A 16,161-nucleotide genomic window follows, 5' to 3' on the forward strand; every position below is an offset into this window, starting at 1 on the left:
GAGCGACGGCGCATGCCAGTCGGTGAACGATGTCGGAAAGCCGTGTGCGGGAGAACTGCATGCACGGTTTGAAGCGGCGGGGACTGGAAACGGAGCGAAAGCCACCGCGCCAGTCCCCGACCCTACTCAGAACCGGACTTCGAACGAGCAGCGGGGGACCTCAGGATCGTTGGAGGGGTGATGCGGTCGTGGCTATCGATACTCGCGCGTACAGATCCCCTCCCGCGGCGCCAGGATCGCCCGGTGCTTGGCCGTGCTCTGGCTCGACCGGTGGTGCGTTCTGCCTGGTAGCGAGCTGCTCGATGTGGCCGCCCTGGCCGTTGCCGACGCAGCGCAAGATCACAGGGCTGCACGGCCGTCGAGCGGAAGCAAGCAGGCCCGTTCCGGAACCGACCGGGACGGGCCTGCGGGGGGAGCCAGGAGGGGATTTAGGATCGATGACCGTTCCAGCGGAACAGGTCCTGTTCCTCGATCACCTGATCCACAAGATCGGACATGGCATGCAGCAGCCCGTTCCCATCGCGTGACGGGGTGGCGCTGGGGATGGGAGCGCCACGCTCCAGCACGTCGGAGTCGATGATCTCCGCCCGAATGAAGGTGGAGCCCTTTCCTTGCTGGCAGTAGGCATCCAGCCAGGCACTCTGAACATCCGTTTTGATGCGTTTTTCCGTCAGAGCATAGATCTTGCTGGTGATGGCGCTGCTGATCTCCTCGACGATCGCGTCCCGCTGCTCGCCGGTCGGAGGTTCCCCCTCCCAGCGCACGGGACGCTCAAGCAGCCACATGATCTGCACCTGAAGCTCATTGCGGAGTTCAGCGACAGGTTTGAGTGTGTCGTACTCGTCCCACCCCCATTCACCGAGCCGCCTGGAAAGGGCTTTGATCCGCGTCCAATGCTCTTTTGAGTTCGACTCGAGACCGAGAAGTCCACGCCATCGAGCACGGTAGGTGCTCGCCGCTTTGGTCACGGCGAGGGCCAGATCCATCCGGTCGAAGACCGGCTTCGCCGGCCCCAGTGGCACCGACTTCTCACCCTCGGCGAGTTGTCGTGTCAGTGCCTCGAGCTGACTGATGGTGCGTCTGGCACTGTTGCCGACGGGGCGTAGTGGCTTGTGCATTCCACCGACGAAGTAGCAGCGTCGCTCCAGTCGCCGTCGGATTCCCCGCTCTGCTGTCGTACCCAGCTCCTCCCCGATGGAGCTGAGCATGTTTTCCGCCGAGGCGCGAACATGCTCCTCCCGGTCCGCGAAACTCGGAAGGTTGTCGGCTCTCATGCGGTCGAAATGGGTGAACAGGAAGCTCAGCTTGCTTGTGTTCCCCGAAACGGCGATGGACTTCAAAGCTGCGGCCGGGGCTGCCTGCATGGGAGCGGTGGCATTGTCCACCAGGAGGATGGCATCGACTTCGTCGAGTCGTTTGGCCAGATCGGTGGAGAGCGTGGACGCCGACTTCGGCGTATGCCCCAGACCCTCCAGGTCGATGAGGACCATCCGTTGGGGCGCATCTGCCCACGAGGAAGTAAAAGGCCCCCCCACTCGGATACCGTTGACGAGTGGCGTGAGCAACCGGCCGAAGAGCGGAGCGTAGTTGCTGGAAAGCCACGTGACCGACTTGAGGAACGCGCCACGGTCCTCGGTCGACAGCGTCCAGGTGAGCGGCCACCCCTGACGCGTGCGCCGGAGTTCGCCCTCCGTGAGGAGTGCGAAACGGAGTTCGATCTCGTGGAGCATGTTGTCGACGATGATGTGGAACTCCTCCAGCTGACGGAGCGAGGAGTCGAGCACTTCTTCCAGGAGTTCCTCGATGACACGCTCGTCGTCACCCGCCTGCGGCTGCAGGTCCGCAAGGGCACCCTGCTTCTGTTCCGCCACCAACCTTCGCAGCTCGGCCACGGCCGTGATGAGCATGGCGGCGGTCGCGTCACTGTCGATGGCGGCGAGTTCGTCGGCTTCGAGCGCAGTCGGGTCCTCGTCCGTCTCGTCCTCGTCATCCGGCATGTCGTCGTCATCGGATGTCAGGGTCGGCCGGCCGAGTGTGTAGCTGAACCGGAAGCGCTGGTTCACGTGATCCAGAAGTCGCCTCAGTGCTTCGCTGTTCGACTTCCCCTGGAAGATTGCCAATGCAGCGGAGGACACGTTGTCCGTGAGGTGATCGATCACCTCATCTCGAGCGGCGAAGGTGACCGCAGCCTGGTAAGGACCGTCCTCCGTCGGGATGATCTCGGTATCGGCCACCGTGGTCTTCGCCGTCGACGTGGACGGGAAACGCTCGGTGCCGGGATCTGTGCCGAGCAGTTGCCGCACCGCCGTGGTTTTCCCGGCACCTGTCGTACCCAACAGGAGGACATGGGGGTATCCATCAGCCAAGGTCGGCAGAGGCAGAAATTCTTCGCGCAGTCCTCTGAAGTCTGTGCGGGTGGCTTCGAGTCCGTCGTAGAAGACATCGACGATCCGCTGGTCGTACAGCGCGATTGCTTTCGACCGGGCCTGCGACTCCCACAGTCCTTCGTCCTGAAGGATCTGATTCAGTTGTTCGACGAGGACGTCAGCCTCCTCGTCGACGCTCGTTCCCAGTCCTCGTCGGACACGCCGCCCCTGTTTACCGGTCGCCGGATCAAGTCGACTCGGGTGCCGGAAGATAACTGACCATCCGTCTCGCCCCTGCGAACGACTTTTCGACGCGGTGTAGTGACGTCCCATTTGCAACCCCCCAGTTGTTCCCGGTTGTTCCGAGATGCGGAACGTTGTCAGGCGCTGTGACGCATAGTCAAATTGATCAAGCCGCGTTTCCTGCGGTGGTCGTTGATCACGATGTTTGACTGGCTGGTACGGCCTGCTTGCGGGGGACTGTCGTTCCTCGCACCTGCGCGAAAGCCGACAAGCGCGAGACGCTGGTGGCGCTGTTCGAGGTCGAGTGCCCGGCCTGCTCGCCAGCCGCAGGCGGATAGCGGTTTGGCTCGTCGGCCCAACGTGACGCGACCGACGCCGGACATTGCGAGGTCGCTTCGGCGACAACTCTGCGTAAGGAGTGACGGACCATCAGGTTGTTCTGACGCGCCGTCATGGATGCAAGATCATCTTGCACCAACGTTGCACAAGGTGCTGAAAAACTACAGAGATCAGTGGAGGGTAGTGAAGGTAGGTATTCGCAGGTCAGATGGCATATTGAGGTGTCGTGCCCCTTGCCCTCAAGGGGCACGACACCTCGCCGGTCAGATGTCGCGGAAGATCTCGATCTGGGCGCCCACCGAGTTGAGACGCTCGGCCAGTTCCTCGTAGCCGCGGTTGATGACGTAGACGTTGCGGAGCACCGACGTGCCCTCCGCCGCCATCATCCCCAGGAGGACCACGACCGCCGGGCGCAGGGCCGGCGGGCACATCATCTCCGCCGCGCGCCAGCGGGTGGGGCCCTCGACCAGGACGCGGTGGGGGTCCAGGAGCTGGAGGCGGCCGCCGAGGCGGTTGAGGTCCGTCAGGTAGATGGCCCGGTTGTCGTACACCCAGTCGTGGATCAGCGTCTGGCCCTGGGCGACGGCCGCGATGGCCGCGAAGAACGGGACGTTGTCGATGTTCAGCCCGGGGAACGGCATCGGGTGGATCTTGTCGATCGGGGCTTCGAGCTTCGAGGGGCGGACCGTGAGGTCGACCAGGCGGGTGCGGCCGTTGTCGGCCGCGTACTCCGCCGAGCGGTCGTGGTCCAGGCCCATCTCCTCCAGGACCGCGAGCTCGATCTCCATGAACTCGATCGGCACGCGGCGGATCGTCAGCTCCGATTCCGTGACCACCGCGGCGGCGAGCAGGCTCATCGCCTCGACCGGGTCCTCGGAGGGGGAGTAGTCCACGTCCACGTCGATGTTCGGGATGCCGTGGACGGTGAGGGTGGTGGTGCCGATGCCCTCGACCTTGACGCCCAGCGCCTCCAGGAAGAAGCAGAGGTCCTGGACCATGTAGTTGGAGGAGGCGTTGCGGATGACGGTGACGCCGTCGTGCCGGGCCGCGGCCAGCAGGGCGTTCTCGGTGACCGTGTCCCCGCGCTCGGTCAGCACGATCGGGCGGTCCGGGGAGACGCCGGCCTCGACCTGGGCGTGGTAGATGCCCTCGGTCGCGGTGATGTCCAGACCGAACCGGCGCAGCGCGATCATGTGCGGCTCGATCGTGCGGGTGCCGAGGTCGCAGCCGCCGGCGTACGGGAGCCGGAAGTGGTCCATCCGGTGGAGCAGCGGGCCCAGGAACATGATGATGCTCCGGGTCCGGCGGGCGGCGTCCGCGTCCATGGACTCCATGTCGAGGCGGGCCGGGGGGATCAGTTCGAGGTCCACGCCGTCGTTGATCCAGCGGGTGCGCACGCCGATGGAGTTCAGGACCTCCAGCAGGCGGTACACCTCCTCGATGCGGGCCACCCGCCGCAGCACCGTACGGCCCTTGTTGAGCAGCGAGGCGCACAGCAGGGCGACGCAGGCGTTCTTGCTCGTCTTGACGTCGATGGCGCCGGAGAGCCGGCGGCCGCCGACGACCCGCAGGTGCATGGGACCGGCGTAGCCCAGAGAGACGATCTCGCTGTCGAGGGCCTCGCCGATGCGGGCGATCATCTCAAGGCTGATGTTCTGGTTGCCGCGCTCGATCCGGTTCACGGCACTCTGGCTGGTGCCGAGTGCGTCGGCGAGCTGACTCTGTGTCCAGCCCCGGTGCTGCCGGGCGTCACGGATGAGCTTGCCGATGCGTACGAGGTAGTCGTCTGCCATGGCTGCACGGTATCTCAGATATGAGATGTTGCCCGCGCCGGGTGCGCCATACGGGTGTTACCGACCGTCAGCTCCCATCGTGCCGTCCGCGGGCGCGTGATGCGCGACGAGACGGCCGAGCAGGTGAACGAGTTGCTCCCGCTCCTGGTGGGACAGGGGGGACAGCAGTTCCTCCTGGGCCGCGTCGAGGAGGTGTTCCAGCTTGCGCAGCCGGCGCCGGCCGAGCGGTGTGAGAGTGACGACATTGCGCCTGCGGTCCCCGGGGTCGGGGGCCCGCTCGACGAGTTCGCGCTCGGCGAGCTCGTTGATGACGGCGACGAGGTCGCTGCGGTGGATGCCGGTGCGCCCGCTCAACGCGGCCTGGCTCGCCGGTCCGGACTCCTCCAGGGCGACCAGGGCCGCATAGTGCCATTTACGGGCATCTGCCCCACCCAGTGCCTCCGCCACCAGTCGCTGCGCGTGCGTCGAGGCCTGGCCGAGCAGTCGGCTGGGCAGGTTCCGCAGCCGCGCGGGGACGGCTCCGCTCTCATCCGTGGTCATGGGGGGAGGATACCCGTTGCGTTAGGGGCACTAACGGTATAGCTTCGTTGGAGTGGCTAACGTTAGCCGCTCCAACGATTGAGTGGAGGGCCTTCCGTGGCCACGATCGACGTACTCGACTCGACGGTGTACTACGAGGAGCACGGCGCGGGCGCGCCCGGCGTTCCCTTCGTGTTCCTGCACGGCAACCCGACCTCCTCCCACCTGTGGCGCCACGTACTGCCCCGGATCGAGGGGCGGGTACGCGTCCTGGCCCCCGACCTCATCGGCATGGGCCGCTCCGGCAAGCCGGGCGGCGCGTACCGCTTCGCGGGCCATGCCCGGTACCTCGACGCCTGGTTCGACGCCCTCGGGCTCGACGAGGCCGTCCTCGTCGGCCAGGACTGGGGCGGGGCGCTCGCCCTCGACCGGGCCGCCCGGCACCCCGGGCGGGTCCGCGGCGTCGCCTTCATGGAGACGATCCTGCGGCCGATGACCTGGGAGGAGCACCCGCCCGCGTCCCGCGCCCGGTTCGAGGCGATACGTACCCCGGGGGTGGGGGAGGAGATGGTCCTGGAGCGGAACCTCTTCATCGAGGACAGCCTCGGGCGGACGGTGTCGCAGCCGATGTCCGAAGAGGACCGTGCCGTGTACGCGGCCCCCTACCCGACCCGCGAGAGCCGGCGGCCGCTGCTCCAGTGGGCCCGCTCGATGCCGCTCGACGGCGAGCCGGCGGACGTCGTCGCCCGCGTCGAGGCGTACGACGCCTGGCTGGCCGTAAGTCCGGAGGTGCCCAAGCTCCTGCTGACCTTCGACGGTTCGCCCACCCTGATGGTGGGCGACGCGCTCACCGCGTGGTGCCGGGAGAACGCATCCGCGCTGGAGACCGCGTACTGCGGCCCTGCCGCCCACCTCTGCCCGGAGGACCGGCCCGAGGAGATCGCCGCCGCGCTCAACGCCTGGGCGGCTCGCCACGGCCTGGCGGACCACCCCGCGGGGTAGGTCACCGCCGCCGCCCGCCCGGAAGGACCCGTGGCCGGCGGGTCCGTGGCCCTGGCGGGTCCGTGGCCCTGGCACGCTCGTGGCCTTGGCGGGCCGGAAGGCGCCGGCGGGCCCCGCCGTGCCCGGCCCCCGCCGTGCCCGGCCCCCGCCGTGCCCGGCCCCCGGGCTCCCCGCCTCAGCCCGCGCCGCAGCCGCACGCGCGGTGGCGGCCGCCGTGCACCGCCGCGTACGACGCGGGCCGCGGCGCGGACCCCGCCCCGCGGGCCGCCCGGGCCGAAGCCGCCCGCCCCGTCGCCGAGTCCGCGTCGTGCACCACCCGGCCCCCGACCAGGGTCATCCGTACCCGCGTATCGCTGATGTCGGCGACCGGGCAGCGGGTCACGTCCCGGTCCAGCACCACCAGGTCCGCCGCCCTGCCCTGTTCCACGGTCCCGGTCAGGTCCTCCTGGCGCAGCTGCCACGCGGTCCCGGACGTGTGCATCCGCAGGACCGAGCTCCGGCCGAGCCCCTCCAGCTCCCGGTACAGCGGGCCCGAACCGTGGGCGCCCTGCCGGTCGATCGCCGTCCGCAGCTGGTTCCACACCTGGAGCGCGTCCACGGGCCAGTCGGAGCCGCCGGACAGCCGCGCGCCCGCCTTCTCCAGGCTGCGCGCCGGGTACATCCACCGGTGGCGCCGCGGCCCGATGTACGGCAGCAGCGCCTCCATCGTCCAGGTGTCCTCGGCCGCCCACTGGAGCTGCATGCAGGCCGCCACGCCCAGTTGCGCGAACCGCCGCAGGTCGGCCGGGTCCACGAGCTGGAGGTGCGCCACCGCGTTGCGCGGGTCGCGCCGCCCGGTCACCCGGCGCGCGTACGCGTACCCGTCCAGGGCCGTGCGCACGGCCCGGTCGCCCAGCCCGTGCGCGTGCATCTGCCACCCGGCGCTGTTGAAGGCCGCCGTCAGCCGGCCGTAATCCGCCGCCGAGGTGTACAGCTCCCCGCGGTTGTCCGTCGGCTTTCCCGCCCCGTCCAGGTACGGCGTCAGCAGCGCGGCGGTCTGCGCCGGGTACTCGATCACCCCGTCCAGGAACACCTTCACCATCCCGAACCGCAGGCCCGGCGCCCCCTCGAACTCCCGCCGCAGCCCCCGCGCGTACGCCAGCGCCGCCGCCGGGTCCTTCGCCTGCGCGGCGTCGAGCCGGATCGCCGGAACGATCCGCTGCGGTAGCCGGCCCGATTCGGCGAGCTCCCGGTAGAGCCCCAACTCGTGCCGTCCCGCGAGGGCGTCCATCATGGTCGTGACACCGGAGGCGGCCGCCAGCCCCAGCACCTCGGCGCACGCCGCGACCAGCTCCGCCCGGGAGGGCTCCGGCACGTGCCGCTTCACCAGGTCCTGGGCGTCGTCCTTGAGCACGCCCGTCGGCTGTCCGTCCGCCCCCTTCACGATCCTGCCGCCCACCGGGTCGGGCGTCGCCGCGGTGATCCCGGCGACGTCCAGGGCCCGGCGGTTCGCCCACAGGTTGTGGCCGTCGCCGCCGACCAGGATCACCGGTCGGCGGGTCGCCAGCGCGTCCAGCACCGAGTGGTGCGGCACGCTTCCCGTCGGCAGCAGCCCGACCGGGTTCCAGTCCTCCACCACCAGCCAGCGGTCCGGCTCGGCCGCCGCGCCCCCGGTGTCGGCGAGGAAGCGGGTCAGGATCGCCAGCAGCTCGTCCCGGGTGGTCTCCGCCCCCTCCAGGGAGGGCCGCAGCGAACGGTCCCCGGCGCCCAGCGGGTGCACGTGCCCGTCGTGGATGCCGCTCATCACGGTGTTCCCGCCCGCGTCGACGGTGTCGGTGTCCCGCCCGATGTACCGGCGCAGCGCAGCGTCGGAGCCGGTGGCCAGGATGCGCCCGTCCCGGCCGACCGCCACGGCCTGCGCCGGGCGGCCCCCGTCGACCCCGCTGAACACCCGCGCGTTGTGGATGACCAGCGCCGCCGAACCGCGCGACGAGGGCGCCGCGGCCGCCGGGCCGGCCGCGGTACCGAGCAGGCCGGCCGCGCCCGCGGCGCCGGCCGCCGCGAGGAGCCCCCGCCGGGACAGCGGGCGGGGAGCCGGAGGGGAAGGGGGCGGGGAAGTCGACGGGTAGGACGGGTAAGACGGGTAAGGGGACGGGGAAGACGTCATGGCCACTCCGAACGTTGACTGTGGCCAGGACACTCTTTGGTTAAGGCCGTAACCGGAACCCGCCCCGGGGGACGGAATCCGCAGGCCGCGTCCGTACGATGACCGCGTGCCTGGACCGGGACCGACCATCGCCGACATCGCGCGCGCCGCGGAGGTCTCCACCGCGACCGTCTCGCACGCCCTCAACGGCACCGGCCGCCTCGGCGAGGGCACCCGCCGCCGGGTCCGCGAGACGGCGGCCTCCCTCGGCTACGGCGTCCGCCGGGGCCCGCGCACGCGCACCCTCGGCATCGCCGTCACCACGTACGCCGGCTCGGCCTGGGACTACGCGGGCGTCGCCTACTTCTCCCGGCTGCTGACCGCCGCGACCTCCGCCGCGCACGCCCGCGGCTACGCGCTGACGACCCTGCCCGCCGACCGCGGCGCCGAGCCCCTGTGGCACACCCTCGCCGTCGACGGGATGCTGCTCCTCGACAGCCCGGACGGCGACGCCGTGCTCCGGGCCCTGCGGGCGCGCGGCCTGCCGGTGGTGTTCGACGGCCGTCCCGCCGCCCCCCTGCCCGGCGACGTGTGGGTGGACAACGACCACGCCGCCACCACCGCCGCCGTCCTCGACCACCTCGCCGCGTCCGGGGCCCGCCGCATCGCCCTGCACGCCGGCTACGGCCGCGAGCACTACACGGGAGCCGTCACCGCGGCCCACGCCCGCTGGTGCGCGGAGCGCGGCCGTCCCGCGCTGGTGGTCCCCTTCGACCCCGAGGACGCGGCCGGGCACGCCTTCGACGCGGCCTTCGCCGCGCCCGGCCGCCCCGACGCCGTCTACTGCGTGTACGACCCCGGCGGCCGGCAGGTGCTCGCGGCCGCCGCGCGCCACGGAATCCGTACGCCCGGGGACCTGCTCCTGGTCTGCGCGAGCGAGGATCCGGCGTACGGGAGCCACGAACCCGCCGTGACCACCGTCACGCTCCATCCCGAGCGGATCGCCGTGACGGCGGTGTCCGCGCTGGTCACACTGATCGAATCCGGGCAAGCGGAATCCTCGGGGCAGTACACCGTGCCGACAGGTCTACGGGTGCGCGCCTCGTCCCTTCCCCCGGACATGTACTAGAGTTATCTCGACATCGAGATATCTGCCGAGAGGCGTACCGCAGCCGTCCCGCTGGTAAGGGTGACCTAACTTAGCCTCACCTTAGCGGATTGGCCACAGTGCCACGCGGCAGGATTGCGGTAAAACGCGCGAATTCATGCATGAAGGAGACTGTCGTGTCGGCGAACAGCTTCGACGCCCGCAGCACGCTGCAGGTGGGCGACGAGTCGTACGAGATCTTCAAGCTGGACAAGGTCGAGGGCTCCGCCCGCCTTCCCTACAGCCTGAAGGTCCTGCTGGAGAACCTGCTCCGTACCGAGGACGGCGCTAACATCACCGCCGACCACATCCGGTCGCTCGGCAACTGGGACTCGCAGGCCCAGCCCAGCGAGGAGATCCAGTTCACGCCGGCTCGCGTGATCATGCAGGACTTCACCGGCGTCCCCTGCGTCGTGGACCTCGCCACCATGCGCGAGGCCGTGAAGGCCCTCGGAGGCGACGCCTCCAAGATCAACCCGCTGGCCCCGGCCGAGCTGGTCATCGACCACTCCGTGATCGCGGACAAGTTCGGCACCCCGGAGGCGTTCCTGCAGAACGTCGAGCTGGAGTACGGCCGCAACCGCGAGCGCTACCAGTTCCTGCGCTGGGGCCAGACCGCCTTCGACGAGTTCAAGGTCGTCCCCCCGGGCACCGGCATCGTCCACCAGGTCAACATCGAGCACCTGGCCCGTACGGTCATGGTCCGTAACGGCCAGGCGTACCCCGACACCCTCGTCGGCACCGACTCCCACACCACCATGGTCAACGGCCTGGGCGTGCTGGGCTGGGGCGTCGGCGGCATCGAGGCCGAGGCCGCGATGCTCGGCCAGCCGGTCTCCATGCTGATCCCGCGCGTCGTGGGCTTCAAGCTGACCGGCGAGCTGCCCGCCGGCACCACCGCCACCGACCTGGTGCTGACGATCACCGAGATGCTGCGCAAGCACGGCGTCGTCGGCAAGTTCGTCGAGTTCTACGGTGAGGGCGTCGCCGCCACCTCGCTGGCGAATCGCGCCACCATCGGCAACATGTCGCCGGAGTTCGGCTCCACCGCCGCGATGTTCCCGATCGACGACGAGACGCTGAAGTACCTGCGTCTGACCGGCCGCGACGCCCAGCAGGTCGCGCTCGTCGAGGCGTACGCCAAGGCGCAGGGCCTGTGGCTGGACCCGGCCGCCGAGCCGGACTTCTCCGAGAAGCTGGAGCTGGACCTCTCCACGGTCGTCCCCTCCATCGCCGGCCCGAAGCGCCCGCAGGACCGCATCGTCCTCGCGAACGCCTCCCAGCAGTTCGCCGTGGACGTGCGCAACTACGTCAACGACGACGAGGAGTCCGGCAAGGAGTCCTTCCCGGCGTCCGACTCGCCGGCGTCCGCCAACGGCGTGCCGACCAAGCCCACCCCGGTCACGCTGGCCGACGGCACCTCCTTCGAGATCGACCACGGCGCCGTCACCGTCGCCGCGATCACCTCCTGCACCAACACCTCGAACCCCTACGTCATGGTCGCCGCGGCGCTCGTGGCGAAGAAGGCGGTCGAGAAGGGCCTGACCCGCAAGCCGTGGGTCAAGACCACCCTGGCCCCGGGCTCGAAGGTCGTCACCGACTACTTCGACAAGGCCGGCCTCACCCCGTACCTCGACAAGATGGGCTTCAACCTCGTCGGGTACGGCTGCACCACCTGCATCGGCAACTCCGGTCCGCTGGACGAGGAGATCTCGAAGGCGATCAACGACGCCGACCTGGCCGTCACCTCGGTCCTCTCGGGCAACCGCAACTTCGAGGGCCGCATCAACCCCGACGTCAAGATGAACTACCTGGCCTCCCCGCCGCTGGTCGTCGCGTACGCCATCGCGGGCTCCATGAAGGTGGACATCACCACCGACGCGATCGGCACCGACACCGAGGGCAAGCCGGTCTTCCTCCAGGACATCTGGCCCTCCGAGGCCGAGGTCAACGACGTCGTGGCGAACGCCATCGGCGAGGACATGTTCAACAAGTCCTACCGGGACGTCTTCGCGGGCGACGCCCAGTGGCAGGCGCTGCCGATCCCGACCGGCAACACCTTCGAGTGGGACCCGCAGTCCACCTACGTGCGCAAGCCCCCCTACTTCGAGGGCATGACGATGGAGACCACCCCGGTCTCCGACATCGCCGGCGCGCGCGTGCTGGCGAAGCTGGGCGACTCGGTCACCACCGACCACATCTCCCCGGCCGGTGCGATCAAGGCCGACACCCCGGCCGGCAAGTACCTCACGGAGCACGGCGTCGAGCGCCGCGACTTCAACTCGTACGGTTCCCGCCGCGGCAACCACGAGGTCATGATCCGCGGTACCTTCGCCAACATCCGCCTCCGCAACCAGATCGTGGCGGGCACCGAGGGCGGCTTCACCCGCGACTTCACCGTCGAGGGCGCGCCGGTCTCCTTCATCTACGACGCCTCCCAGAACTACCAGGCCGCCGGCATCCCGCTGGTCATCCTGGCGGGCAAGGAGTACGGCTCGGGCTCGTCCCGCGACTGGGCCGCCAAGGGCACCGCGCTGCTCGGCGTCAAGGCCGTCATCGCCGAGTCCTACGAGCGCATCCACCGCTCCAACCTGATCGGCATGGGCGTCCTGCCCCTGCAGTTCCCCGAGGGCGCCACCGCGGCCTCCCTGGGCCTCACCGGCGAGGAGACCTTCGCCTTCACCGGTGTGGAGGAGCTGAACAACGGCACCACCCCGCGCACCGTCAAGGTGACCACGGACACCGGTGTGGAGTTCGACGCGGTCGTCCGCATCGACACGCCGGGCGAGGCGGACTACTACCGCAACGGCGGCATCATGCAGTACGTGCTCCGCAACCTCATCCGAGGCTGAGAGGCGCGCCAGGCGGGGCCGAATCAGTCGGGTCGGCTCCGCCAGTCGGCACCATAGGGCCGTATCCCCGGACACGGGGGTGCGGCCCTTCCGTCTGTTCCGGTGCCGTCGGTGGCCCCGGGCCAGGTGACGGTGAGGTCTCAACTCGGAAAAGCCGGAGCTGATCCTTGTGCATGATCTTGCTCACCCGAGCGGAAGTGGACTATACCTGTGCCCGTCCGGATCGCCGCGAACCGAGCGGTCCCGGACCGGGGGACGGCGGGGACCTGCGGCGATGCCGCATGCGCGGCAACTGCCGCGCTGTCCCGCTTCCTTCACACTTCTGACGAAGGCGAGGACTTGAGCATGGGATCCACCTCCGCCCACGGCGAGAACAGCACGGACGGCCTCGGCCGCCGCGACCTGATCAAGCGCTCCGCGGCACTCGGCCTGATCACTGTGCCGACGATGAGCTTCCTGTCCGCGTGCGCCTCCGGCGCCGAGGAGGCCCCCAAGGGCGGTGCCCCCAAGGGGGCGGTCACCAAGGAGAACCCCTTCGGCGTCGCCAAGGGCGGCAAGCTCGACGTCGTCGTCTTCAAGGGCGGCTTCGGCGACGACTACGCGAAGGCCTGGGAGGCCGCCTTCGACAAGAAGTGGGGCACCACCAGCTCCCACCTGGGCACCCAGGAGATCACCGCCAAGCTCCAGCCGCGCTTCAACGCCGGGAACCCGCCGGACGTCGTCGACGACTCGGGCGCCCAGCAGATCAAGCTGGACGTCCTGGCCAAGGGCGGCCAGCTCGCCGACCTCACTGCCGTGCTCGACGCGCCCTCGCTGGACGACCCGACCAAGAAGGTGCGCGACACCCTCGTCGAAGGGGCCTACGAACAGGGCCTCCAGGGCGGCAAGTTCGTCGTCCTCAAGTACGTCTACGCCGTCTTCGGCTTCTGGTACTCCGGCAAGCTCTTCAAGGAGAAGGGCTGGACCCCGCCCAAGACGTGGGACGAGTTCCTGGCCGTCTGTACCAAGGCCAAGGAAGCGGGCATCGGCGGCCTCGCCCACCAGGGCAAGTTCCCGTACTACATCAACGTCGTCATCATGGACCTGATCGCCAAGAAGGGCGGTCTGGACGCCATGAAGGCGATCGACAACCTGGAGCCGAACGCCTTCGAGGGCAACCCGGCCGCCCTCGCCGCCGTCGAGGCCGTCTACGAGGTCGTCGAGAAGGGCCTCCTGCTGCCGGGCACCAACGGCCTCACCCACACGGAGTCCCAGACCGCCTGGAACCAGTACAAGGCCGCCTTCATCCCCAGCGGTTCCTGGCTGGAGAACGAGCAGCTCAAGCAGACCCCCGAGGACTTCGACATGAAGTTCCTGCCGATGCCGCTGCTGCCGGACAGCAAGCTGCCCTTCGAGGCCGTCCGGGCCGGCGTGGACGAGCCCTTCATCGTCCCGGAGAAGGCCGCCAACAAGGCCGCGGGCATGGAGTTCCTCCGCTCGATGCTCTCCCGCGAGTGGTCCACGATCTTCGCCCAGCAGGCCAACTCCCTGACCGTCGTCAAGGACGGCGTGGACCCCGCCGTCAAGCTCCGCCCGGGCACCCAGTCGGCCGTCGAGGCCCTCAAGGCCGCCGGCAGCAACACCTTCAGCTACCGCTACCCGGACTGGTACAGCGAGATGGACACCGAGATCCAGAACGCGTCCAATGAGCTGATGGCCCAGCGCATCCAGCCGAAGGAATGGATCAAGCGGGCCCAGGCTGCGGTAGACAAGGCTGCCAAGGACCCGAACGCGAAGAACAACAAGCGCAGCTGACGACGCGTCCACCGGACACCCGGCAACACCAGGGACGGACACCATGAGCCACGCAGCCCAGGGGAGGGGGAAGGCCGGCTTCATCACCGGCTTCCTCATCGCACCGATCGCGCTGTACCTGACCTTCGTCATCTGGCCGTATGTTCAGACATTCGGCTACTCCTTCACCAACTGGTCGGGCCAGTCACCGGTCTTCGACTTCGTCGGCCTGGACAACTACGCGGCGCTGCTGGAGGACGAGGTCTTCCGCGGCGCGCTGTGGCACAACCTGCTGCTCCTGGTGTTCGTCCCGGTGATCACCATCCTGCTCGCCCTCTTCTTCGCCTTCATGGTGAACGCGGGAGGGCGCAGCGGGGCCGGCGGCGTGCAGGGCGTCTCCGGCTCCCGCCTCTACAAGGTCGTCTACTTCTTCCCCCAGGTCCTGTCCCTCGCGATCCTCGCCGTGCTCTTCGGCGCGATCTACCGCAGCGACGAGGGAGGCCTGCTCAACGGCTTCCTGATCAAGACCGGCCTGGTCGACCCGCAGCACCCGATCGAGTGGCTCAACGAGCCGAACTTCGTCCTCTGGTGCCTGCTGTTCGTGGTCGTCTGGCACGGCGTCGGCTTCTACCTCGTCCTCTTCTCCGCGGCCATGCAGTCCGTACCGAAGGACATCTACGAGGCCGCGCTCCTCGACGGCGCCGGGCGCGCCCAGACCTTCTTCAAGGTCACCCTGCCCCTGCTGTGGGATTCTGTGCAGACCTCCGCGGTCTACCTGGGCATCGCCGCGATGGACATGTTCGTCCTGGTGTCGACCATGACCTCGGGCCAGTTCGGCGGCGGACCCGACCACCACAGCGAGGTCATGGCCACGGTGCTGATGCGCAACTTCCTGTACTTCGGCAAGAGCGGCTACGCCTGCGCCATGGGCGTGGTGATGCTCGTCCTGACCATGATCCTCTCCGTCATCACGCTGCGCGCCACCCGCCGCGAGCGCATCGAGTTCTGAAGCGGAGTGCCCTGATGACAACACAGTCCACAGTGATCAAGGTTCCGGGCGAAGCCGCCGCGGAGAGCTCCTCCGGAGCCGGACGGGCGGGTGGGGCGGACCGGCGCCGTTCCGAGGGCGTGGTCCTCAACGTCTTCTCGCACGGGTTCCTCGCCCTCTGGGCGATCATGATCGTGCTGCCCCTGATCTGGCTCGTCCTCGGCTCCTTCAAGACCGACGCGCAGATCGGCGGGTCCGCCCTCAGCTGGCCCTCGAACTGGCACCTGGACGCGTTCGGCCGGGCCTGGGACAAGGGCATCGGCGGCTACTTCGCCAACACCCTCGTCGTGCTGGTGTTCTCGGTACCGCTGACCATGCTGTTCGGCTCCATGGCCGCGTACGTCCTGGCCCGCTATCCCTTCAAGGGGAACCGGGCCGTCTACTACTTCTTCGTCAGCGGCGCGATGTTCCCCGTGTTCCTCGCGCTGGTCCCGCTGTTCTTCATGGTCAAGCGCTTCGACATGCTGAACACCTACCAGGGCCTGATCCTCGTGTACATCGCGTACTCGATGCCCTTCACCATCTTCTTCATGCACTCGTTCTTCCGGACGCTGCCCACGGCGGTCTACGAGGCGGCCGTGATCGACGGTGCCTCCGACACCCGGATCTTCTTCCAGGTGATGCTGCCGATGGCCAAGCCCGGCCTGATCAGCGTCGGAATATTCAATGTCCTCGGGCAGTGGAACCAGTACATCCTGCCCGCCGTGCTGATGCAGCCCCAGTCGAGCTCGGACCCCGAGCGCTACATGCTCACCCAGGGCCTGATCCAGCTCCAGCAGCAGATGGGGTACGAGACGGACCTGCCCGTGCTGTTCGCCGGGGCGACCATCGCGATCATCCCCATGCTCGCGGTCTACCTCTCCTTCCAGCGTCAGATCCAGGCCGGCCTGACCTCCGCCACCCTCAAGTAGCCGCCCGGCCCGGGCCCCCTGACGGGGGACCGGGCCCGCCGCG

At 68.9% G+C, this 16,161-nt stretch carries 10 protein-coding genes; 6 read left to right on the forward strand and 4 right to left on the reverse strand.

All coding sequences use genetic code 11. The annotated features are described in order from the left end of the window. Nucleotides 1–428 precede the first annotated feature (428 nt). The 3 genes from OTB16_RS11665 to OTB16_RS11675 form a co-directional block, all read right to left on the reverse strand. Complete coding sequence (locus OTB16_RS11665) at nucleotides 429–2,699, reverse strand: hypothetical protein (RefSeq protein ID WP_267720030.1); 2,271 nt, start codon at nucleotides 2,697–2,699, stop codon at nucleotides 429–431. A 512-nt stretch (nucleotides 2,700–3,211) separates the two neighbouring features. After that, nucleotides 3,212–4,741: a helix-turn-helix domain-containing protein gene (locus OTB16_RS11670; protein ID WP_267720031.1), complete on the reverse strand. Its 1,530-nt coding sequence runs from the start codon at nucleotides 4,739–4,741 to the stop codon at nucleotides 3,212–3,214. A gap of 57 nt (nucleotides 4,742–4,798) precedes the next feature. Further along, nucleotides 4,799–5,281, reverse strand: coding sequence for a MarR family winged helix-turn-helix transcriptional regulator (locus OTB16_RS11675; protein ID WP_267720032.1), 483 nt, complete (start codon nucleotides 5,279–5,281; stop codon nucleotides 4,799–4,801). A gap of 96 nt (nucleotides 5,282–5,377) precedes the next feature. Here OTB16_RS11675 and OTB16_RS11680 point away from each other — a divergent pair, with 96 nt between their 5' ends. Beyond that, on the forward strand, nucleotides 5,378–6,262 hold the full coding sequence (locus OTB16_RS11680) for a haloalkane dehalogenase (RefSeq protein ID WP_267720033.1): 885 nt from the start codon (nucleotides 5,378–5,380) through the stop codon (nucleotides 6,260–6,262). 175 nt (nucleotides 6,263–6,437) lie between these two features. Here the strand turns inward: OTB16_RS11680 and OTB16_RS11685 are convergent, their stop codons facing one another. Beyond that, entirely contained in the window at nucleotides 6,438–8,408 is a 1,971-nt protein-coding gene (locus OTB16_RS11685; RefSeq protein ID WP_267720034.1) for an amidohydrolase, read from the reverse strand. A 106-nt stretch (nucleotides 8,409–8,514) separates the two neighbouring features. Here OTB16_RS11685 and OTB16_RS11690 point away from each other — a divergent pair, with 106 nt between their 5' ends. The 5 genes from OTB16_RS11690 to OTB16_RS11710 all read left to right on the forward strand — a co-directional run bounded on the left by OTB16_RS11690 (nucleotide 8,515) and on the right by OTB16_RS11710 (nucleotide 16,118). Further along, nucleotides 8,515–9,516: a LacI family DNA-binding transcriptional regulator gene (locus OTB16_RS11690; RefSeq protein ID WP_267720035.1), complete on the forward strand. Its 1,002-nt coding sequence runs from the start codon at nucleotides 8,515–8,517 to the stop codon at nucleotides 9,514–9,516. Between the two features lie 140 nt (nucleotides 9,517–9,656). Then, nucleotides 9,657–12,386, forward strand: a complete 2,730-nt coding sequence (gene acnA / locus OTB16_RS11695) for an aconitate hydratase AcnA (protein ID WP_267720036.1) — start codon at nucleotides 9,657–9,659, stop codon at nucleotides 12,384–12,386. A 345-nt stretch (nucleotides 12,387–12,731) separates the two neighbouring features. After that, a complete protein-coding gene (gene ngcE, locus OTB16_RS11700; RefSeq protein ID WP_267720037.1) occupies nucleotides 12,732–14,180 on the forward strand; it encodes an N-acetylglucosamine/diacetylchitobiose ABC transporter substrate-binding protein in 1,449 nt (482 codons plus the stop codon). Nucleotides 14,181–14,223: 43 nt separating this feature from the next. Then, on the forward strand, nucleotides 14,224–15,168 hold the full coding sequence (locus OTB16_RS11705; protein WP_267720038.1) for a carbohydrate ABC transporter permease: 945 nt from the start codon (nucleotides 14,224–14,226) through the stop codon (nucleotides 15,166–15,168). A gap of 14 nt (nucleotides 15,169–15,182) precedes the next feature. Next, the gene (locus OTB16_RS11710; protein ID WP_267720039.1) at nucleotides 15,183–16,118 is read left to right on the forward strand and encodes a carbohydrate ABC transporter permease; all 936 of its coding nucleotides are present in this window, start codon (nucleotides 15,183–15,185) and stop codon (nucleotides 16,116–16,118) included. The last annotated feature ends 43 nt before the right edge of the window (nucleotides 16,119–16,161 follow it).

It is taken from the genome of Streptomyces antarcticus (genome assembly GCF_026627255.1).
In the GTDB taxonomy this organism is placed as follows: Bacteria; Actinomycetota; Actinomycetes; order Streptomycetales; family Streptomycetaceae; genus Streptomyces; species Streptomyces antarcticus.